10 protein-coding genes are annotated in these 22,883 nt (G+C 66.1%); 7 read left to right on the forward strand and 3 right to left on the reverse strand.

Features of this window, described 5'->3' with window-relative positions; genetic code table 11:
- Positions 1–258 precede the first annotated feature (258 nt).
- Positions 259–603, reverse strand: coding sequence for a hypothetical protein (locus A3G1_RS40210; protein ID WP_157640792.1), 345 nt, complete (start codon positions 601–603; stop codon positions 259–261).
- Positions 604–1,575: 972 nt separating this feature from the next.
- Here A3G1_RS40210 and A3G1_RS0100375 point away from each other — a divergent pair.
- Positions 1,576–14,220, forward strand: coding sequence for an SdrD B-like domain-containing protein (locus A3G1_RS0100375; protein ID WP_425411366.1), 12,645 nt, complete (start codon positions 1,576–1,578; stop codon positions 14,218–14,220).
- A gap of 219 nt (positions 14,221–14,439) precedes the next feature.
- On the opposite strand, the gene A3G1_RS37920 is transcribed toward A3G1_RS0100375, so the two are convergent.
- On the reverse strand, positions 14,440–14,985 hold the full coding sequence (locus A3G1_RS37920) for a DUF4352 domain-containing protein (RefSeq protein ID WP_018347469.1): 546 nt from the start codon (positions 14,983–14,985) through the stop codon (positions 14,440–14,442).
- 291 nt (positions 14,986–15,276) lie between these two features.
- Here A3G1_RS37920 and A3G1_RS32420 point away from each other — a divergent pair, with 291 nt between their 5' ends.
- The 6 genes from A3G1_RS32420 (at position 15,277) to A3G1_RS41275 (ending at position 21,317) form a co-directional block, all read left to right on the forward strand.
- Positions 15,277–16,200 carry an RCC1 domain-containing protein gene (locus A3G1_RS32420; protein WP_083936665.1) on the forward strand — a complete coding sequence of 308 codons (924 nt, stop codon included), beginning with the start codon at positions 15,277–15,279 and terminating at the stop codon, positions 16,198–16,200.
- An 801-nt stretch (positions 16,201–17,001) separates the two neighbouring features.
- Positions 17,002–17,538: a DNA-binding protein WhiA gene (gene whiA, locus A3G1_RS37930; protein ID WP_281167823.1), complete on the forward strand. Its 537-nt coding sequence runs from the start codon at positions 17,002–17,004 to the stop codon at positions 17,536–17,538.
- Positions 17,539–17,806: 268 nt separating this feature from the next.
- Positions 17,807–18,127 carry a DUF805 domain-containing protein gene (locus A3G1_RS0100400; protein ID WP_211216195.1) on the forward strand — a complete coding sequence of 107 codons (321 nt, stop codon included), beginning with the start codon at positions 17,807–17,809 and terminating at the stop codon, positions 18,125–18,127.
- 227 nt (positions 18,128–18,354) lie between these two features.
- The gene (locus A3G1_RS40215) at positions 18,355–18,540 is read left to right on the forward strand and encodes a hypothetical protein (protein WP_157640796.1); all 186 of its coding nucleotides are present in this window, start codon (positions 18,355–18,357) and stop codon (positions 18,538–18,540) included.
- Positions 18,537–18,701 (forward strand): hypothetical protein, encoded by a 165-nt coding sequence (locus tag A3G1_RS40220; protein ID WP_018347474.1) that lies wholly within the window; start codon positions 18,537–18,539, stop codon positions 18,699–18,701. The genes A3G1_RS40215 and A3G1_RS40220 overlap by 4 nt, the downstream gene beginning before the upstream one ends.
- 561 nt (positions 18,702–19,262) lie before the next feature.
- Entirely contained in the window at positions 19,263–21,317 is a 2,055-nt protein-coding gene (locus tag A3G1_RS41275; protein ID WP_018347475.1) for a S8 family peptidase, read from the forward strand.
- A gap of 598 nt (positions 21,318–21,915) precedes the next feature.
- Here A3G1_RS41275 and A3G1_RS0100415 read toward each other — a convergent pair.
- A complete protein-coding gene (locus A3G1_RS0100415; RefSeq protein WP_083936667.1) occupies positions 21,916–22,695 on the reverse strand; it encodes a MucR family transcriptional regulator in 780 nt (259 codons plus the stop codon).
- Positions 22,696–22,883 lie beyond the last annotated feature (188 nt).

Below are 22,883 nucleotides of genomic sequence, written 5' to 3' on the forward strand. Positions count from 1 at the left end.
GCTTCACGGGCTGGATCCTGCATGAGCGCAGCGTTTCCGGGGAGAGTCCATGGATTACTTCGCCAGCCGCCAGCCGGAAGGCCTCGTCCTGATCCCCCTCTGCCCGGGGGTGAGGCAACGGCGCGGTGCCCGCTGGCGTTCTGGCGTGCGATCGGCTGCCTGCACTCCAGCGGGCGGGGCTGCTGCCTCCATCACCTGGATGTGCACATTCCTCAAGCATGTTTCCGGAGGTGCAGAGCTGTTACTGGGCTCAGGGTTTCAGCGCTTGCGGTGTATGGGTGTTCTGCGTTCACGCTGGAGGAGGTGGGGTGTGTAGCGCTGGGTGAGCTGGGTGGCGACGCCGGCTGCGCTGAGGCCGAGGTACTGGGCGAGGCGGGTGCGGGTCCAGGTGACGGTGACTTCGAGGAAGGCGGTGATGTCGGGGTGGCCAAGGTCGCGGGCTTTCTGGTCGTAGCGGGTGCGGTTGGCGGCCCGGATGGCTGCGGCCTTGGCCGTGCCGGCTGCGGCGGTTGTGGGCTTTGCTGGTGGCGGCTGTCTGCGAACACTTGCCGCGCCCGGTCGGGCGCCGTCTGTTGCTGGCCTTGCTAGCCGGAAATTCGCCACACAAGGTCAGAATCGATAATCTTCGCTGGCCTTGCGGGCATGCGGCGAGGGCTGGGTCGACGCGAGAACCCGGATCGAACGAGAAGCGACACTGTCCGTCCCATTGGCTCGCCCTTTCGCCCCGCAGGTGGCGGCCAAGGGTGAATTTTGCCCATTGTACGCCCTAGTTTCCTATCGTGACCTACGCTGCCTGTGGGCGTCGGCCTTTACTGCGATGGGGTCGGCGCCCTTGGGCTTGTCCTGGGCGGGCGTCGATCTGGTTGCCCTGTGGTCGGCAGTGCTCGATGTGGTCAGTGAGGTGCGACTCTGTCGCGAGCCGCGCATGGGGCGCGGGCAGCCATCCCTGCTTTCGTGCGGGATCACGGTGCAGGCGGGCGTGCCGGTGACGGGTCCTGTTCGGGACTGCATGGCGAGCGGCTCCCGAGGCATGGGCGCGAGTGGTCTGCGCTGGGTCGCAGGACATCGCGGCCTCTGTCGGCAGCCTGGATTCGCCCACTTCTTCCCAATATGGCGATTAATGGGCAGATCTCAATGATTCGGGCAAGTGCTAGTATAGGTGACTTTCGGCACTAAAAGTTATGTTAGTACTGTGGTGAATGAAGGTGGCTTTATAGGGTGGATAGCCCGTATATCACATAACTAAGGGTGCTTCCCCTATTCCCGGTGAAAGCCCACCTAACTATTGCAGTCATAACAGAATGGCCTCTGATTGCTATTGATGCACCTCATCGGGCAGAGCAGCGGGGAGAGGCCATGGGGCATCGCGGGGCTGAGGAAGCGCTTTCCGGCGACAAAACGGCTAAGTCGAGCCGGTGGCGACCGGACCGGCTGGTACGCGCCCTGGTTGCTCACCGCGATAGGTGGCGTCCTGCACGCGGGCGGGGTGCGCATCGCCTTATCCAGGACCATGGGGTGAGACGGCAGGTCATCGGGGCGGTGGTCGCGACGGCCGTGCTGTCGGCTGTGCTGCCGATGACGTTCGCGGTTGCCGCCGACGGCAAGGTGACCGGCTTCGTGTTCCGCGACTACAACTCCAACGGCACCAAGGACGCGGCGAGCACGACGAAGGGTACGGTGGCCGACCCGGGTGTGGCGGGAGTGACCGTCACGGCGTATGACTCGACGGGCAAGGCTGTAGGGGCGACGACGACGGGCGCGGACGGCAACTACAGCCTGTCGGTGGCCGGTGCGGCGACCGATGACGTGCGGGTGGAGTTCACGACCCTGCCCGGGGGGACTTTCGCGAGCTGGCGCGGCAAGGACAACGGGACGAGTGTCCAGTTCGTGAAGCTGTCGGCGTCGCCGAAGGCGAATTTCGGCCTCCTGTCGCCCCAGGACTACTGCCAGGACAACCCGGATCTGGCCTACGGCTGCCAGCGGTTCGGCGACCCGGTCAACGGCGTGAACGGCAAAGAACTGAGCATGCAGATCACCCCTTACGACGCGAAAGCCCACGACCAGGCCACAGCTCCCAGCAAGGTGATCGCGAAGTTCTCGGAGACGGGGTCCTACTGGGGGCTGACGTATCCGCGGGTTCCGAAGGGCGCGGACAAGTTCATCTACACCGCCGCATACTTCAGGACCTCCTCAGGCCTCGGTCCCGGCGGGACCGGCGCGATCTATCAGACGGCGGCTGACGGCAAGGGAACCAAGGTCTTCGCGGACCTGAACAAGCTTTTCGGCGCGGGAACGGCGGGCACGGATCCCCGGACGGGATACAAGACCAATACGGCACGGAACCTCGCCGGTGCCGGTGGGAACAAGCCGGGTACGTGGGCGGTCGACACCGCCTGGGACAGCACTGGCAAGGTGGCCCTTGGTGGTCTGACTACGGACGACACGAATCTCTACACGGTCAACCTCGCTGACAAGCAGCTCTACATCCTGCCGCTGTCCGGCCCGACGGCTGAGAACTCCAGCCGGGTCAAGATCCCGGTCGACCTGCCGGGAGCACAGAAGAGCTGCCCCGAATCTGACACGATCCCGTTCGCCGCGCAGTACAAGGATGGCAAGGTCTTCGTCGGCATCACCTGCAACGCGCGGAGCACCCAGAAGGCAGGCGACCTGCGCGCCTACGTCTACACCTATGACGTGGCTGCGAAGACCTGGAGCAGCAAACCGGCCTTCGAATGGGAACTCGTCCGGCCCGCCGCCGCCGAGGTGTCCTATCTGGGCATCAAGAACAATGGCCTGTGGAATCCGTGGGTCAACAAGGACCCGTGGGACGTCGCGAAGTCCGCCACCCACAAGACCTACCCGATGCCGCTGCTGGAGGGGATCACCTTCGACGGCGAGGACATGATCTTCGGTATCCGTGACATGTTCGGCGACATCAACCGGACCTACAACCCCGGTTCCACCCGGGTCGCCTCCGGTGGTGACCTGGTGCGGGCGTGCCTGGTCAGTGGCAGCTACCAGCTGGAGAACGCCGGCAAGTGCGGCAGCCGGGGGCCCAGCACGAGCGCGAAGAACGGGCAGGGGCCGGGTGGCGGTGAGTTCTACAACGACACCAAGGTGACCAGTGAGCACGAGGAGACGAGCCACGGCGGCGTCTGGGTGGTCCCGGGCCGGGACAAGCTCGCCTGGACCGGCATGGACTCGCGCAGGCTGTGGACCGGTGGTGTGACGCTCAGCTCGAACATCGATGGCTCGCAGACCGCCCAGAAGTGGCAGACCTATCCGAGCGTCGACTGGGACACGTTCCAGAAGTCTAACGGCATGACCGACATCGAGTCGCTGTGCGACGCGGCGCCGCTGGAGATCGGTAACTACGTCTGGATCGACGAGAACAAGGACGGTATCCAGGACCCGGGCGAGAAGCCGGTGCCGGGTGTGACTGTCCGGCTCTACGACGAGACCGGCAGGCTGGTGGCCACTCAGGTCACCGATGCCAAGGGTGAGTACTACTTCAATGACAACAACGTGACCGGTGGGCTCAAGCGGGAGGCGAAGTACACGATCAAGCTGGACAAGCCGGAGGACTACGCCGCCGGCGGCCCGCTGGACGGCTACAAGCTGACCACCACCGACGCCGGGACCAAGGACACCATCGACTCCGACGGTGTGATGAAGGACGGCTTCCCGGTCAAGGAGATCAGAACGGGGAAGTCCGGCGAGAACGACCACTCCTTCGACTTCGGCTTCAACAAGGGCAAGCCTGATGCCATCATCACCAAGCGTGACCAGGTGACGAAGGACGAGGCCGATACCGCAGCCACCGCGATCACCTTCGACGCCGGTGAGACGCGGACGATCGAGATGCCGGTGGACAACACTGGTACCGAGGACCTGGCTGAGGTGTCCGTCAGCGACAAGACGTTCGCCGGCGACGCGAAGGTCACCGACCTGCAGTGCGTCTTCCCCGGCGACACCACGGCCACGGCCGCCGTGGCCCAGGCGGACGGTTCCCAGATCGTCAAGTGGGCTCCGACGTTCAGCAAACCACCGACCAGGGTGTGGAAACCGGGGGAGAAATTCACCTGTACGGCCAAGCTGACCCTGCCCGCCGGCGCCAAGCCGCACGCCGACAAGATCACGCTGGACGCGAAGGCGGCAGCCGACGGCACCCCGATCAAGCGGGACAACGACTTCCACGCTGTCGTGCCCGGGATCGACATCGTGAAGTTCGACAAGCGGGACGCGACCAAGGTGCCGCCGAATCCGGTCGACGGCCCGGACGCGAAGGACGGGACTTACGGCGGGGCGACGAAGGGCGACTGGGACCCGAAGATCGACGCGGATACCGAACCCGATGCGGTGATCTACCCGCTGAACGGGGCCACCACGGGCAAGCAGCCGATCGGTTTCATCGTCACGAACACGGGCAAGACCAAGCTGACCAATGTGGTCGTGGACGACACGACGATCACCGGCCCCAAGGTCACTGACATCGTCTGTACCTTCCCCGACGGGAAGACGGGCACTACCTGGGCCGGGATGTTCGCGATCGGCGCGAGTTTCCCGTGTGCGGCGATGATCGAACTCAAGCCCGGTGACAAGTCGCACGACATCGCCGGAGTGGTCGCGGACGTCGTCGACCTGAAGACCGACAAGCCGAACGGCAAGACGGTCAACGACGAGGACCCGTACCACGCGAAGGTCCCCGGCAAGGAAGACATCGACATCACCAAGCGGGACAAGGAAACCGGCAAGGAGGCCGACACGGCCGACGACCCGCTGGTCTTCAACCCGGGTGAGACCCGGACCATCGAGATGCCCGTAACCAACACCGGCACGACAGACCTGGTCGAGGTGCTGATCACAGACCGGACGTTCGCCGGGGACGCGAAGGTGACCGACTTCGAGTGCATGTTCCCGGGTGCTACGGCTGCGACGAAGGCTTCTCCTGCTGCGGATGGTTCGCAGGTGGTGAAGTGGGATGCGACGTTTGCTACTCCGCCTACGGCGAAGTGGAAGCCGGGCGAGAAGTTCGTCTGTACGGCGAAGCTGACGCTGCCGGCTGGAGCGAAGCCCCACGGTGACAAGGTGCGGGTGGACGCCAAGGTGGACGGTACTGGCAAGCCGTTGAACAAGGACAACGACTTCAACGCTGTGGTGCCCGGTATCGACATCGTGAAGTTCGACAACCGGGACGCCACCAAGGTACCGCCGAACCCGGTCGACGGCCCGGACAAGAAGGACGGGACGTACAGCGGGGAGACCAAGGGCAGCTGGGACGCGAAGGTAGATGCGGACACCGCTGCGAACGCGGTGGAGTACCCGCTGAACGGTGCGAGCACCGGCAAGCAGCCGATCGGCTTCATCGTCACGAACACCGGTAAGACCAAGCTGACGAATGTGGTCGTTGACGACACCACGATCGCCGGCCCGAAGGTCACGGACATTGCCTGTACCTTCCCCGACAACACCAAGGGCACGACCTGGGCCGGGATGTTCGAGATCGGGGCGAGTTTCCCGTGTACGGCGATGATCGAGCTCAAGCCCGGTGACACCTCGCATGACATTGCCGGCGTGACGGCTGATGTGGTCGACCCGGAGACCGGCAAGCCGGACGGTAAGAAGGTCGATGACGAGGACCCGTTCCACGCGAAGGTGCCGGGCAACGACGAGCCGGTCATCACCAAGCGGGACAAGGAAACCGGTAAGGAAGCTGACACGGCCGACGACCCGATGGTCCTCAAGCCCGGTGAGACGCGGGTGATCGAGATGCCGGTGGAGAACCGCGGTACCGGAGACCTGGTCGAGGTTGCCGTCTCGGATCGGACCTTTGCTGGTGATGTGAAGGTGACGGACTTCGAGTGCACCTTCCCGGGTGCGACTGCCCCGACGAAGGCTGATGCTAACAACGTTGTGAAGTGGGCTGAGACTTTCGGTACTCCGGCCGCTCGGAAGTGGAAGCCGGGTGAGAAGTTCACCTGTACCGCGAAGCTGACGCTGCCTGCCGGTGCCAAACCGCACGGTGACAAGGTGCGCGTGGACGCGAAGTCTGACGCCACGGGCAAGCCGGTGTACCGGGACAACGACTTCCACGCGAAGGTCGGCGGTATCGACATCGTGAAGTTCGACGGTCGTGACGCCTCGAAGGTTCCGCCGAAGCCGGTGGACGGCCCGGACAAGAAGGACGGAAACTACGGCGGGGAGACCAAGGGCGCCTGGGATCCGAAGGTGGATGCCGACACCGAGCCCGATGGTGTGCTATACCCGCTGAACGGCGGGACGACGGGCGCGCAGAAGGTGAGCGCGATCGTCACGAACACCGGTCAGGTCGACCTGGCGAACGTCGTGGTCGACGACCTGACGAAGACTGGGCCGGACGTGAAGGGCTGGGTGTGTACGTTCCCGGATGGTTCGAAGGGCTTGACCTGGGCGGGCTTGTTCAAGGTCGGTGCGTCGTTCCCGTGTGAGGGGACGCTGGAGCTGAAAGCCGGCGAGAAGCATCACGACATCGCGGGTGTGATCGCTGAGACGACCGACAAGGACGGCAAGCCCGACGGTAAGAAGGTCGATGACGAGGACCCGTTCCACGTCAGGGTGCCTGACAAGGAAGAGCCGATTATCACCAAGCGGGACAAGGAAACGGGGAAGGAGGCCGACACGGCTGACGATCCGATGGTCCTGAAGCCGGGTGAGACGCGGGTGATCGAGATGCCCGTGGAGAACCGTGGCACTGGCGATCTGGTCGAGGTTGCCGTCTCGGATCGGACCTTTGCTGGTGATGTGAAGGTGACGGACTTCGAGTGCACGTTCCCTGGTGCGACCGCTCCGACGAAGGCCGACGCCAGCAACGTTGTGAAGTGGGCTGAGACTTTCGGTACTCCGCCGGACCGGAAGTGGAAAGCAGGGGAGAAGTTCACGTGTACGGCGAAGCTGACGCTGCCTGCCGGGGCCAAGCCGCACGGCGACAAGGTGCGTGTCGACGCGAAGTCTGACGCCACCGGGAAGCCGGTGTTCCACGAGAACGACTTCCACGCGAAGGTTCCCGGGATCGACATCGTGAAGTTCGATGGCCGTGACGCGTCGAAGATTCCGCCGAAGCCCGTGGATGGCCCGGACAAGAAGGACGGCGAGTACGGCGGGGCGACCAACGGCAGCTGGGACGCGAAGGTCGACGCCGACACCGAAGCCAACGGGGTGGTCTACCCGGTGAACGGTGCGACCACCGGCCCGCAGAAGGTCAGCGCGATCGTCACCAACACGGGCGAGGTCGCCCTGGCGAACGTCGTGGTGGACGACCTGACCAAGACCGGGCCGGAGGTCAAGGGCTGGACGTGTACGTTCCCGGACGGTTCGAAGGGTCTGACCTGGGCCGGGCTGTTCAAGGTCGGTGCGTCGTTCCCGTGTGAGGGGACGCTGGAGCTCAAGCCCGGGGAGAAGCATCACGACATCGCGGGTGTGATCGCTGAGACGACTGACAAGGACGGCAAGCCCGACGGCAAGAAGATCGACGACGAGGACCCGTTCCACGCGAAGGTCCCCGACAAGGAAGAACCCATCATCACCAAGCGGGACAAGGAAACCGGCAAGGAAGCCGACACCGCCGACGACCCGATGATCTTCAAGGCGGGCGAGACCCGGACCATCGAGATGCCGGTCGAGAATCGGGGTACCGGTGACCTGGTCGAGGTCGTGATCACTGACAGGACGTTCGCCGGTGATGTGAAGGTGACGGACCTGGAGTGCACGTTCCCAGGTGCGACGGCTCCGGCGAAGGCTGACGCCAGCAACGTTGTGAAGTGGGCTGAGACTTTCGGTACTCCGGCCGCCCGGAAGTGGAAGCCGGGTGAGAAGTTCACCTGTACGGCGAAGCTGACGCTTCCGGCTGGCTCGAAACTGCACGGCGACAAGGTGCGGGTGGACGCGAAGGTGGATGGCTCCGGCAAGCCGGTGTACAACGAGAACGACTTCCACGCGAAGGTTCCCGGGATCGACATCGTGAAGTTCGACGGCCGCGACGCCTCGAAGATCCCGCCGAAGCCGGTGGACGGCCCTGACAAGAAGGACGGGAACTATGGCGGGGAGACCAAGGGCGCCTGGGATCCGAAGGTCGACGCTGACACCGAACCCGATGGCGTGGTCTACCCGCTGAACGGCGGGACGACGGGCGCGCAGAAGGTCAGTGCGATCGTCACCAACACCGGCGAAGTTGACCTGGCGAACGTGGTCGTGGACGACCTGACCAAGACTGGTCCCGCAGTCAAGAACTGGGTCTGTACGTTCCCCGACGGTTCGAAGGGCCTGACTTGGCCTGGGCTGTTCAAGGTCGGTGCGTCGTTCCCGTGTGAGGGCACGCTGGAGCTGAAAGCCGGCGAGAAGCACCACGACATCGCGGGTGTGATCGCCGAGTCGACCGACAAGGACGGCAAGCCCGACGGTAAGAAGGTTGACGACGAGGACCCGTTCCACGCCAAGGTTCCCAACACGGAGGACGTGGAGATCACCAAGCGGGACAAGGAGACCGGCAAGGAAGCCGACACGGCCAATGACCCGCTGGTCTTCAATCCTGGTGAGACTCGGGTGATCGAGATGCCGGTGACGAACACTGGCACGGCGGAGCTGGTCGAGGTACTGATCACCGACAAGACGTTCGCTGGGGACGCGAAGGTGACGGACTTCGAGTGCACCTTCCCAGGTGCTGCCACTGCGACGAAGGCGTCTCCGGGCGCGGATGGTTCGCAGGTGGTGAAGTGGGATGCGACCTTTGCTAATCCGCCCACGCAGAAGTGGAAGCCGGGTGAGAAGTTCACCTGTACGGCGAAGCTGACGCTTCCGGCTGGTGCGAAGCCGCACGGCGACAAGGTCCGGGTCGATGCCAAGGTGGACGGCAGCGGGAAGCCGTTGAACAAGGACAACGACTTCCACGCGAAGGTTCCCGGGATCGACATCGTGAAATTCGACGGCCGCGACGCCAGCAAGATTCCGCCGAACCCGGTCGACGGCCCCGACAAGAAGGACGGGTACTACAACAACGCCACCGCGGGCAGCTGGGATCGGTTCGTTGACGCCGACTCGAGTGGAGGCGCCGCGACGTACCAGCTGAACGGTGCGACGACGGGTCCGCAGAAGGTCAGCGCGATTGTCACGAACACCGGTCAGGTCGACCTCGCGAATATTGTGGTGGACGACCTGACCAGGGAAGGCCCGGAGGTGAAGGGCTGGGTGTGTACGTTCCCGGATGGTTCGAAGGGCCTGACCTGGGCTGGGTTGTTCAAGGTCGGCGCGTCGTTCCCATGTGAGGGGACGCTGGAGCTCAAGCCCGGCGAGAAGCACCACGACATCGCGGGTGTGATCGCCGAGACGACCGACAAGGACGGCAAGCCCGACGGTAAGAAGGTCGATGACGAGGACCCGTTCCACGTCAGGGTGCCTGACAAGGAAGAGCCGATTATCACCAAGCGGGACAAGGAAACNGGNAAGGAGGCCGACACGGCTGACGATCCGATGGTCCTGAAGCCGGGTGAGACGCGGGTGATCGAGATGCCCGTGGAGAACCGGGGTACGGCTGATCTGGTCGAGGTCGCGATCTCGGACCGGACGTTTGCCGGTGAGGCGAAGGTGAGCGACTTCGAGTGCACCTTCCCCGGCCAGACCACACCGACGAAGGCTGACGCCAGCAATGTCGTGAAGTGGGCTGAGACGTTCGGTTCGCCGCCGGCCAGGAAGTGGAAGACCGGCGAGAAGTTCAGCTGTACGGCGAAGCTGACGCTGCCGGCTGATGCGAAGCCGCACGCCGACAAGGTGCGCGTCGACGCGAAGGTCGACGGCTCTGGCAAGCCGGTGTACAACGAGAACGACTTCCACGCGAAGGTCGGCTCGATCGACATCGTGAAGTTCGACGGCCGTGATGGTAAGCCGAAGCCGCCGAACCCGGTGGACGGCGCGGACAAGAAGGACGGCACGTACGGGGGTGAGACGAAGGGCGGCTGGGACCCGAGGGTCGATGCCGACACCGAGGCCAACGCGGCCTCGTACGCGGTGAACGGTGCGACGACGGGCCCGCAGAAGATCAGCGCGATCGTCACCAACACCGGCCAGGTCGACCTGGCGAACGTGGTCGTGGACGACCTGACCAAGGCCGGCCCCGCGGTGAAGGGCTGGGTCTGCACGTTCCCGGACGGCTCGAAGGGCCTGACCTGGCCCGGTCTGCTGAAGGTCGGCGCGAGCTTCCCGTGTGAGGGAACGCTGGAGCTTAAGCCCGGCGAGAAGCACCACGACATTGGTGGTGTCATCGCGGAGACCACGGACAAGAACGGCAAGCCCGACGGCAAGAAGGTCGATGACGAAGACCCGTTCCACGTCCGCGTCGACGAGAAGATCATCGACAAGAAGGACAAGGAGACCGGGCAGCAGGCCGACACGGCGGATGACGCGATCGTCCTGAAGCCGGGTGAGGATCGGTACATCAGCTTCAAGGCGATCAATGTCCGGATGCGGGACATGAGCAAGGTCCAGATCACGGACAAGACGATCGCCGGGGATGTGAAGGTGACCGAGTTCGAGTGCGTCTTCCCCGGATCATCGACGCCGGTGAAGGCGACGGTGGCCGCTGACGGTACGCAGGTGGTGCGCTGGGAGGAAACCTTCGCGACGCCGCCGCGGCTGTGGAAGCCGAACGAGCAGATCGACTGCTCGGCGAAGCTGACGCTGCCTGCCGGTGCCAAGCTGCACACCGACGTCGCCCGGGTGAAGGCGGTGTTCGCCGACGACGGTACGCCCGTCGAGGACGAGGACCCGTACAACGCGAAGGTCGGCTCGATCGACATCGTGAAGTTCGACGCCCGTGACGGCAAGCCGAAGCCACCGAACCCGGTGGACGGCCCTGACAAGAAGGACGGCGAGTACGGCGGGGCGACCAGGGGCGGCTGGGATCTGAAGGTGGATGCCGACACCGATGCCGATGCCGCGGTCTATCCGGTGAACGGTGCGACGACAGGCCCGCAGAAGGTGATGGCCATCGTCACGAACACTGGCCAGGTCGACCTGGCGAACGTCGTGGTGGACGACCTGACGAAGGCCGGTCCTGCTGTGAAGGACTGGAAGTGCACGTTCCCGGACGGCTCGAAGGGCCTGGCCTGGGCTGGCCTGTTCAAGGTCGGTACCTCGTTCCCCTGTGAGGGCACGCTAGAGCTGAAGCCGGGCGAGAAGCACCACGACATCGGTGGCGTGGTGGCCGATCCGACCGACAAGAACGGGAAGCCGTACGGCAAGAAGGTCGACGACGAGGACCCGTTGCACGTGAAGGTTCCCGACAAGGAGGAGCCGATCATCACCAAGCGAGACAAGGAAACCGGCAAGGAAGCCGATGCCGCTGACGACCCGATGATCTTCAAGGCGGGCGAGACGCGGACGATCGAGATGCCGGTGGAGAACCGTGGTTCCGGTGACCTGGTCGAGGTTGTCATCTCGGACAAGACGTTCGCCGGTGAAGTCAAGGTCACTGACTTCGAGTGCACATTCCCGGGCCAGGCAGCCCCGACCAAGGCCGATGCGAACAATGCGGTGCGGTGGTCTGAGACCTTCGGTTCGCCGCCGGCGAGGAAGTGGAAGCAGGGTGAGAAGTTCACGTGTACGGCGAAGCTGACACTGCCGCCTGACGCGAAGCCGCACGGTGACAAGGTGCGCGTGGACGCGAAGGCGGACGGTTCCGGCAAGCCAGTGATCAATGAGAACGATTTCCACGCGAAGGTCGGCGGAATCGACATCGTGAAGTTCGACGGCCGCGATGGTAAACCGAAGCCGCCGAACCCGGTGGACGGCGCGGACAAGAAGGACGGCACCTACGGGGGCGAGACCAAGGGCGGCTGGGATCCGATCGTCGACGCCGACACGGAAGCGAACAGCGCGGTCTACCCGAGCGGTCCGCAGAAGGTGAGCGCGATCGTCACGAACACCGGTCAGATCGACCTGGCGAACATCGTGGTCGACGACATGACCAAGGCCGGCCCTGCGGTCAAGAACTGGGTCTGCACCTTCCCGGACGGCACGAAGGGCCTGACCTGGCCCGGTCTGCTGAAGGTCGGCGCGAGCTTCCCGTGTGAGGGAACGCTCGACGTGAAGCCCGGCGAGAAGCATCACGACATCGGTGGTGTCACCGCGGAGACGACGGACAAGAACGGTAAGCCGGACGGCAAGAAGGTCGACGACGAGGACCCGTTCCACGTGAGGGTCCCCGAGATCGCGCCGCCGCCGGAACCGGACATCACCAAGCGGGACAAGGAAACCAAGCAGGAGGCAGACACGGCCGCGGACGCGATGGCCTTCCGGCCCGGTGAGACCCGGACGATCGAGATGCCGGTGGAACACCGCAGCGGCTCGGACCTGGTCGAGGTGGTGATCAGCGACAAGACGATCGCCGGAGACGCGAAGGTGAGCGACTTCGAGTGCACCTTCCCGGGAGCCACCAGCCCGGCGAAGGCTGACGCGAACAACGTCGTCAAGTGGGATGCCACCTTCGGCACCCCGCCGGCCAGGAAGTGGAAGGCAGGCGAGAAGTTCACCTGTACCGCGAAGCTGACCCTGCCGCCCGGCGCGAAGCCGCACGCCGACAAGGTCCGGATCGACGGGAAGGCCGACGGCACCGGTGCTCCGGTGACGAAGGACAACGACTTCCACGCGAAGGTCGGCTCGATCGACATCGTGAAGTTCGACGGACGCGACGAGAAGAAGATCCCGGCGAACCCGGTGGACGGCCCGGACAAGAAGGACGGCAACTACGGCGGGCCGACCAGGGGCGACTGGGATCCGAAGACCGACGCGGACACCGAGGCCGACGCGGTGACGTACGAGGCCAAGGGCGGCAAGTCCGGCCCGCAGCCGGTCTGGGCGATCGTCACCAACACCGGTGACGTGCCGCTGGCCAACATCGCGATCGAGGACAAGACCGTGGCCGGGGAGAGCGTGAAGGACTGGGTCTGCGCGTTCCCGGACGGCAAGACCGGGATGAGCTGGGCCGGCCCGCTGGCTCCCAAGCAGTCCTTCCGCTGCAAGGGCACGCTCGGCATCCCGGCGGGTACCAAGCACCACGACATCGCGAGTGTCACCGCCGAGACCGTCGACAAGGACGGCAAGGCGGATGGCCGGAAGGTCGACGACGAGGACGCCTACCACGTCAGGACCGACGGCAAGGACGAGCCGATCATCTCCAAGCGGGACAAGGAGACCGGTAAGGAGGCCGACACCGCAGAGGACGCGATCGTCTTCACGTCGGGGGAGACCCGGACGATCGAGATGCCCGCTGAGAACCGGGGCACCTCGGACCTGGTCGAGGTCGTGATCACCGACAGGACGTTCGCCGGTGAGGCGAAGGTGACCAGCTTCGAGTGCACCTTCCCCGGGCAGACGTCGCCGACGAAGGCCGACGCCAGCAACGTCGTGCGGTGGGCCGAGTCGCTCGGTTCCCCGCCGTCCAGGAAGTGGAAGCCTGGTGAGAAGTTCACGTGTACCGCCCAGCTGACGCTGGCCGCCGGCGCGAAGCCGCACGCGGACAGGGTCAGGGTGGACGCGAAGGCCGACGGGACCGGCAAGCCGGTGTACAGCGACAACGACTTCCACGCGAAGGTCGGCGGGATCGACATCCAGAAGTACGACGCGGCGCTGGGCAGGCCGGAGCCGTACGACCCGTCGAAGGTCAACTCCGACGCGGCCCGGGACGCCGACACCACAGGCAACGCGGTGAAGTTCCAGGCTGGTCAGGAGCGGGAGATCCTGTTCGCGGTGAAGAACACCGGCGAGGAGTCGCTCAGGGACGTCACGGTCAGCGACCAGCGGACCGGGGGTACCGGGGACGTCACCGGCCTGACCTGTGACTTCTCCAAGCTGGGCGGGCCGGGCTCCGGTACGAGCTGGGCTGGTCCGTTCCTGCCGGGTACCTGGTTCTTCTGTACCGGCAAGCTCACCCTGCCTGCTGGAGCCGACCATGTCGACAAGGCCTCGGTGTCGGGCACCGGCACGATCAGCGGGGTCAAGTACGGGGCCGAGGACCCCTTGCACGCGAAGACCGATCCGGCACCGCCGGTCCCGCCGGCTCCGCCGAAGCCGGTGATCCCGATTATTCCGGTGACTGGTAGCGCTGTGACCGGGGTGATCGTGGTCGGCCTGCTGCTGGTGGGTGCCGGAGCGCTCCTGCTGCTCCGCCGCCCGAGGCGCCGGAACGTGAGCTGACGACCGGGGGCCGGTCAGCCAGGCCAGCCCCTCCTGACCACCTGCTGGCCGGGCTGCTCGTCAGCCCGGCCAGCAGCCGCATTCAGCGCCGGCGGCCCGCGCGCATCCGGCCACGCCTGCCCGGGATGTGCACACCGCCGAAAAACTGCTGGTGCCTGCCGCATATGCGGCAGGCACCAGCAGCTCACCAGGTACAAGCAAACGTTCTTGCGATCTTGCTCAGCTCAGGGACAGTGCCGCCCCGGCCGAGGTCGCCGACTCATGCACCATGATCCGGGTCAGCTTGGCTCCCGGCGGCAGGTCGTAGACAAGCCGCCCCGTGACCTCCTTGCCTGGCTGGATGGGGCTGAGGAAGCGCTGATGTTCGCCGGCGGGCTCGGCGAGCTGCCCGGCGACCAGGTCAGGCCGGTAGGACTTGCCAGCATCGTCGAAGGCGAGCTGCTCGAAGTCGAGCAGCCTGCGGGGCTCGCCGGCGTGATTGCGGACCTCGACAGTCACGGTGCAGTACTGCCCGCCAGGCGACCGGAATGAGCCATCCCTGCCCACTTTGGAGAGGCCACACCGGACGTCGGTCGCGGTCAGTTCCAGCCCGCCGTCCCGCGCGGCTGGGGCCGAGCCGAGCAGCAGATAGCCGCCCGTCCCAGCAGCGAGCAGCCCGACGGCAAGGGCAGGGATCAGGAGTTTGCCCGCCAGTCGCCGCCGCGGTCGCTCGACTTCCTGCGCGCGGCGCTGTTCGCGCCTGGCTTGCCTGGTCTGTGCTTCCATGGCCGGCCTCCACTCTAAGATACCCAAACAGGCGCATTCGGAGCATATAGCTGGTAAACCCAGGCCGCTGGCGCGTTTTACGAAACGACCCGCGGGTGATCTCCTCATAGCACATTTGCGAGAGCTATTACGATTTTTCATGCTAAATAGCTGTGATATGCGTAAGTCATAACACAATGGACTTTATATGAACGTGATGGACCTCATCGAGCAGAGCAGTGGGGGAGCGGTTAGCGCAACAGGCTGGGGCCGTCACTGTGGATCCGGCTCTTCTGCACGAAAGGGGAATTCATGTCTGCCCGAGTGAGATCAGTCCGGCTGGCCGTGTTGGCCGTGGTGGCCGCTGGCACACTGTTGTCCGCCCTGCCCAGTGCGGCTGTCCCGGTGAAACCAAAGCAGACCGGCACGGTTGTCGCCTGGGGTGACTCGCGCTACGGCCAGTCGGATATACCGCCCGGCCTCACCGACGTCATAGAGGTAGCGGACGCGTACCGATACAGTCTCGCCCTCAAGAGTGATGGCACCCTGGTGGCCTGGGGCGATCCGGAGGGCACGCCTCCGGCCGGCCTGTCGGGGGTCACGGCGATCTCTGCAAGCGGCCTGAGCAGCCTGGCGCTGAAGAGTGACGGCACTGTGGTTGCCTGGGGGAACGAAGGGAACCGGGATGCCTGGACCCCACCAGACGGGCTGTCAGGCGTCACGAAGATCTCTGCGGGTGGCATGTTCAACCTGGCCTTGAAGAGTGACGGCACCGTCGTGGCCTGGGGCGTCGACGGGGCGGTGTGGGATCCCCCGGCGACACTGTCTGATGTGGTCGAGATCTCGGCGGGTGTCGAGTTCGGGATGGCGCTGAAACGGGACGGCACCGTCGTGGCGTGGGGACAGAACTCGCACGGCGAGACCGACGTCCCCGTCGGCCTGAAGGACGTTGCCTCGATCGAGGCCGGCCTGGTCAACGGTGTGGCGGTCAAGACTGACGGGTCAGTGGTCGCCTGGGGCGCCAACGACTACCACCAGCTCGACATCGCCGCTGGCCTGCCGCCGGTTGCCGAGGTCGCGCTCGGGCTCACCTCCGCGGTCGCCCGGATGGTCGACGGGTCCGTGCTGAGCGGAGGGGTCGGATGTGATTCCGACAGCCTCGATGCACCGACGATCACGAATGCGCTTCAGGTCGACGCCGGCGAATGCCATTTCCTGGCGCTGGTCGCCGACTGACCGCATGTCTGTCCGACGGCGGGGCGGAAGCCTGCGCATTCTGAACTTCTGCGATACAGGGATGTCGCTACATGCTCAGCCCGGTTCGTCTAACAGTGGGCGGCTGCCTTCGGCGCGATGCTGGTGTGTGAACGGCCCGCAACCGGCACAAGATGCCGCGACCCCGGCCGCTGGAATACCAGGTGTTCGAGTCCCTTCGGGCGCACAGATAGGCTGAGCTGGGCTCTTTCCTCCGAATGGAGGATGGGGCCCAGCCTCGTTTCCGGGGCTTTTCTGCGTCTAACCTTCTCCTGGTTTTCCGTGGCTTTCCGCCGTGTTCCCGCGCATGACAGGAACACACGAGCAGCAACGGAGCAACACGGAGCCGCCGGATCGTGTGCTGATCCGGGCCTGGAGTCCGGGCACGGCGGCGCGGCGCGTTGCGGGTGCCGGTGGTGGTCGTTAATGGCTCGTGGCTGGTTTGCTGGTTCCTGTTGGTGAGTTGTGCAGGGTGCTGCCTGCGCGGGGTTGCTGCCGCCGTGCGGAGGCTGCTGCGGTGGCGCGGTGCGCGGGTGTGTGGGACGGCGTGGTGCTGGTGCGCTTGGAACTGGTGGACGCGGCGGTGGCGTGCCGGGCGGGGGTGCTGCTGGGCGCGTCGCGCGTGTACGCGTCTGGCCGGGTTTTAGTGGTGGAGGGTTTCGACGGTGTGGTGCTGGGCCGTCGTCTCGGGCTGACGGGGAGCAGGGGCCTGCCGGTCACGGGTCTTCCGGGGCCGGTTCTGCTCGGTGGGGTGTGCTGTGTGGCTGCTGCGCTGCGGGTTTGGTGCTGGCTTCTGGGTTTACGCATCAGGCTCGTTCTTCTCCCCGGATGTGCATCCGGGCTGTGAGCCCCGAGCACGCGGCTGCGATCGGTGGTCTTGCCCGGCGTCTGGGTGCCCGGCCTGCTGGTGTGAAGACCACGCCCGGGAATGTGGTGTTATTCGGCCGGGAGAGCTCCGCGGGGTTGCTGCTGAGGCTCGGGGCGCCGGACGCTGCCGCGCTGTGGGAGGCCTGGGTGCCTCCGCTGCCTGCGGACCCGGCGGGTTTCGCGTCGTTTTCTGTGGCGAACGTGAACCGTTCGCGGCAGGGCGCCGCCCGTCAGGTCGCCGCGGTGAGGGAGGCGCTGTCACGGCTCGGGGATCAAGCGCCCGCTGGTCTGGCTGCGGCGGGGCGGTTGCGGGTTGAGTTCCCGGATTTGTCTCTGGAGCAGCTGGGGGCGCGGCATTGCCCGCCGGTGTCGAAGGACACGATCGCGGGCCGGCTTCGCAGGCTCTGCGCCCACGGGCAGCGCATCACGGCGAGTGAGGTGGCGGGTTCCTGAGCCCGGCGTCCGCTGCGGAGGCGCTGGTGACAAGGCTGGGACCGGGGCGGGCGGTGCCTGCGGTGGTCTTTGGTTCCCTTTCCGTTTCGGTGCTTATGGATGGCTGGGTCTGCCGGATCATGCGGACTTTTCCGCCTGGAAAGGGCTGCACGCGGCGGGAGTGTTCTGCCTCGGGTGTGCTCCGGCCAGCGGATGCCTGCTGGCCGTTTCAGTCTCACGGGGGAGCAGCAAGGCTATGCGCTGGTATGTGAATGCTTGGAAGAATTGCGTGAATTTCCGGGGGCGGGCTCGCAGGCGGGAGTACTGGACGTTCCAGCTCGTCAATTGTGTCCTGGCTCTGGGGATGCTGGCCCTGGGCGGGGCTGCGGGCAGTGATGCGCCGTATTTCGCGTTCATCGCGGTGGTGCTGGTGCCGTCGATCGCGGCAGGCGTGCGCAGGCTGCATGACATTGGCCGGTCCGGGTGGTGGTACCTCCTGGCGTTCGTGCCGTTCGGCGGCCTGGTGGTGTTCGTGTGGTCGTTCATCGACAGCGACCCCCATGGCAACAAGTACGGCGATAATCCGAAGTCGCTGCCGGGACTCGCCTAGCAGCACGCGGCGCGGTGCCCGGCGTTTCATGCACGCGGCCGGGCGGCGGCTATGCCTCAGGCCCCCAGGCGATGACCGGGCAGGTACACCATGACGGATTGGCGAGATGCTCGTGTCTGGTCTGCAGCTGCCGCCCGGGGCCGCGTGATCTTTTCTTCCAGCCTGCCTATGCGCTCAAGCGCGGGGCAGCGGCTGCCTGTTCGCTCATTCCATCTAGGACACACCTGATGCTCAGTCATGCCTTGCGTTCGGCGGCGGGCTGGACCCTGCGCCTTGTGCGGCAGCAGGCCCGCCTGATCCGCGACCCGCTCACGCTGATCGGCCACCCTCCCGCAGACCCGGCCCCCGTCCCCGCCGCAGCCAGGCCACAGGCTGCCCGCAGCTATGCCCGCAAGCGCGGAGACACCGCGTGAGCGGGAACAGCCTGCCGGCTGCCCGCAGCGTCGCTGGCCGTGTCCTGCGGCAGGCCGGGGCTGCTGTCATGTGCCCGTTCCGGGGTGCGCTGTGCACGGGAGCCGGGGTGGCGGCGCTGATCTGGCTTATCCACCCCGAGATGCTCACCGGCCTGCTGTGATATCGACAGCTGCGAGCCTGCCGAGGCCAGGGGCTCGTGGCAGGAACCGTTCCAGCCGCAGCGGGCCTTACCAGGTCACCGGGCAGCCTGCCCGCTATGGCGTGTTCAGCGGCGGCCCGTTCTGGCTTCGCGGGTTAGAGGAGGCCAGCTGTTCCCCGAGACGGACGGCTGCGGCCAGCACCTGGGAGAGCCGCTGCTGCACGGTCGCAAGTACGTGGCGTATTCCACTATCGACCCGATGACCTGGACGGAGAGCCGCAGGCGCGGGTGCATGGACTCAATCATCTAGAGGGCGGGCGATGCCAGAATTCGTCGGCGGCACCTCAGCCACAGCGGATTCCGGCAGGCGAACTTCGTGCCGGATGGCAGCTAGTTCGCCCACCCGGCCACCAGCACCTCAGTCGCGCAGTTCTCTATTCAGTACATTTGGCGATCAAGGGGGGTCATCGTAGTCCGATCAGTGGATTCCTTTGCTCTCCAGCTTTTAGTACTTTTCCTCCGCGACCATGTCGCCGCCGCACACCCCTCTGTTGTGGCGAATACGGGGAGGATCACCAATTCATGCGTAAGCTCAACGCGCCCAGATACCTGGGGGCTGGCGTCGCCGCGGGCGCACTCGTTCTCGGCCTGGCTGCCCCGGTGAGCGCGGAACCAACCGGGGACATCCTCGGCGCCACCAGCGCCGGCGCGGTGCCCGGCAGCTACATCGTGGTCCTCAAGAACGACGGTACGAGCGCCGCTGAGCAGGCCAAGGGGCTCTCTGCCCGGCACGGCGGCAAGGTCGCCCAGGTGTACTCGACTGCCATCAAGGGCTACGCGGCCCAGATGTCGGAGCGCGATGCCAAGCGCGTGGCCGGCGACCCCTCGGTCGCGTACGTTCAGCAGAACAAAGTCTTTACCAGCGACGCGATCACGGTCGGCGAACCGCAGCTGATGCCCGGCAACCCGGCCGTCACCCCTGACGACGTGCTCATCGGGCCGCTGCCGATCGGGGACGAGGATGGTTCCTGGCCGCTGCCGTGGGGGCTGGACCGGACCGACCAGCGGCATTTGCCACTGGACAACCGCCAGCACTTCACCAACAGCGGATTCGGTTCCCCGCGTGAGGTCTACGTCCTTGACAGCGGAATGTGGCGGCACCAGGAGTTTCCAGGCCGGATCCGGGCTGGTGCGGACTTCGTCAACGACGGACGCTTTCAGATGGACTGCACAGGGCACGGTACCCACGTGGCCGGGACGATCGCCGGGAAGTACACCGGCGTCACAAAGAACGCGAGTATTGTCACCGTCCGCGTTCTCGACTGCTTTGGCAAAACCGACACCGCCAAGCTGATCGCCGGCATCGACTGGATCACGGCCAACGCGCCGCGGGACTACGCGGTAGTCAACGCCAGCCTCGGCGGCGAGGCCGACCAGGCCATCGACGACGCCGTGAACAGGTCGATCGACGCCGGGATCGTCTGGGTGGTCTCCGCGGGCAACGGGGGCGGTGACGCCTGTACCCGTTCGCCTGCCCGGGTGCCCCGGGCGATCACCGTTGGCGCGACCAACCCGGCCGACTACCGGGCCACGTTCACAGACCGCAGCGGCAAGATCATCGGCGCGTCCGGCTACGGCTCCTGCGTGGACATCTTCGCCCCTGGCGTGAATGTCTTGTCCAGTACGATCCCGCCGGCGGGCGCGCCCTACCCCACGGAAGAGCGCTGGTACGTGACGATGAGCGGCACCTCGATGGCCGTCCCGCACGTGGCTGCGGCCGCCGCGTACCTGCGTGGCCGTTACCAGCTCACCCCGGAGCAGACCCGTCAGGTCCTGGTCAGCGAGGCTGCCGCGGGCAAGGTCGTGGCTGCCGGTACCGGGTCGCCGAACCTGCTGCTCCAGGCGTACTTCGAGTGCCCGTCCTGCGAGTTCGCTGGCGCGGCCGACTGGGAGCTTGACGGTATGCGGGACCTGGTGGCACGCGACAACGCCACCGGCGACCTCTGGCTGTACCCGGGCACCGGCGCCGAGGGCATGCGGACCGCCCCGCGCAAGCGGATCGGCAGCGGCTTCGGTGGCGTGACCCTGGCCGGGATCGGCGACTGGGACCGCGACGGCTCCTGGGACGTCATGTACCGGGCAGACAGCGGCCCGCAGGCCGGCAACCTGTACTACTACGGCAAGAACGGCGTCCGGCACGCGGCTTCCGGCCTCGGCGGGGCGACCTTCGCCGGAGTCACCACCGTGCCGGGCGCACCGGGTGACGCGGGGACACGCCAGACTGCCGTGTACTACCGGATCGACGCGGGGCCCCTGTCCGGTGTCGTCTACAAGCTCAGCCAGGACGGGACGGCGCAGGTCGGCAGCGGATTCAACGGCGCGACCTTCGCCGGCATCTCCGACTGGGACTCCGACGGTACCGCCGACCTGGTCTACCGGATCGACGGCGGCCCGGAGTTCGGCAACCTCTACGCCTACGGCACCAGCCGCAAGCTGGTCGGCTCCGGCTTCGGCGGCGCGAACCTCGCCGACGTGGCCAAATGGGACGGCGACGAGATCAGCGACGTGATCTACACCGTGGGCGCGAGCCTGTGGGTGTACGGCGCGAAGAAGTATCTCGCGGACTACGGCATCTAGACAGACGCGCCCACTGAACGCAAAGCGATACGTGCGGGCCCCGCAGCTCCGGCGGGGGTCCGCACGTGCTTCCCGCGAAAAGCCATCTAGGCCAGCTTCATTGCCCGCAGAAGACGGTCCCGCCCCTGCCGAACTCGCCGAGGAACTCGCGGCCAGCACAGCCTGCAGGGCAGTCCTGATCTCGGCTGCTTCCCCCGCCCGGTCACCCGGACCAGAGCCAGCATCGCGGGATCCGAGGCCGGGTAGGGCTGATTCATCGGCCCTGGGTACCGGCACGACCAACCGCCAGCCAGGCCCGGCTGTGATCTGGCCTGCGAGCGCTACGGCCTGTTCGCGCGTCAGCGGGTCCTTCAGCGCCGACCCTTCGAGGAATCGGCCACCGGCCGATCATCCACTATGGCCGGCATACAGCATCCGGAAATCGACAGCTGGCTCCGGGGCGGGATCAGCGTCATCGGAGCCACCGAGTGAAGTACCTGCCTTGCCCAGGCTCAGCCGGCAAACCAGCGAACCGCTGGCGGCACAGCTCGGTTTACTCGGCTGCGCGGGTCGAAGCCGGTCCTGAAGGTCAGGCTGCCTGCCCTCTGGAGCAGTGCTGCTACGCGAAATCCACGCCGAGCATCCGCGGATCGCGGCGGATACGGTTGGCCGTCTGCACCGACACTCCCAGCAGGCCTGCGACCACACGATCCGGTTCGCCTTCGCACGCGGCCAGCAGGGCCGCGATGGTCGCGTACCCGGCGGCGCGGGCGCGCTGGTCATACAGCCGGCGCGTTGACCTCCGGGTCTGCTGCGCCCGCCGGGCCGCACCCGTCACTTCCCGCCCAGGCGCGTGACGGGCACGCAGATTACTCGCCGTGGTTTCCGATACCCCGAGCAGCATGCCTGCATGCCGGTCCGGGTACGCATCGAACGCGGCGAAAAACGCCGCGAGGCTGCCGTACCCGAGTTCACGGGCACGTTCCTCATGCCGTGCGGCAGCACGAGCTGCCTGCTGGCGGCCCCGCTGGGCGGCCTGCTCCTGCGCGAGTATCCGGGTCCCAGCCCGGCTCGCGCTTTCCCGTTTCGCTTTCCGCGCGTTCTCCAATCCCCGGGCACGAGCAGCCTCACCCGGCTGCAGCCGCTCACGCTTCGCCGGATACAGGGCGCGGGCACTGGACGCGTACGCGTCCCGCAGATCCCGGGCCGCCAGAGCCAGCCCCACAGGAAGCTCATGCCTGTACCGGTACTCCGCCGAATCCATCGCGTGCATCGCGTGCAGATGACTGCCCAGTGTCCGCAACCACCGGCCGCACTCCAGGCACATCACACGCCCGCCAGCCTCTGGCTGCACACCCCGCACCACGCCACCCCGAGCATCATTCCGGCCGAAGATCATCCAGATAGTGCGTGCCTCCCGGACTCGCCAGCGACTGAGCCAGTGGCAGCGGCCCCATCACAAACCTCCACACTGGAAATAGTTTAGAGAATGGCAGTTCTCGCCGCGTTTCGGCCGAGCCAGCAGACCCCGCGAGGCAATGGCGGAGCCATCGACTCTCAGCACCACCGCTGGCCGGAGGTGCGAAC

The organism is Longispora albida DSM 44784 (assembly GCF_000379825.1).
Lineage (GTDB): Bacteria > Actinomycetota > Actinomycetes > Mycobacteriales > Micromonosporaceae > Longispora > Longispora albida.

What these genes read in the sequence shown, in the direction of transcription:
- A3G1_RS40215 (WP_157640796.1), top strand. Translation starts at nt 18,355, where the DNA reads ATGCTCAGTCATGCCTTGCGTTCGGCGGCGGGCTGGACCCTGCGCCTT.
- A3G1_RS32420 (WP_083936665.1), top strand. Translation starts at nt 15,277, where the DNA reads ATGTCTGCCCGAGTGAGATCAGTCCGGCTGGCCGTGTTGGCCGTGGTG.
- A3G1_RS41275 (WP_018347475.1), top strand. Translation starts at nt 19,263, where the DNA reads ATGCGTAAGCTCAACGCGCCCAGATACCTGGGGGCTGGCGTCGCCGCG.
- A3G1_RS0100415 (WP_083936667.1), bottom strand. Translation starts at nt 22,695, where the DNA reads ATGATCTTCGGCCGGAATGATGCTCGGGGTGGCGTGGTGCGGGGTGTG.
- A3G1_RS37920 (WP_018347469.1), bottom strand. Translation starts at nt 14,985, where the DNA reads ATGGAAGCACAGACCAGGCAAGCCAGGCGCGAACAGCGCCGCGCGCAG.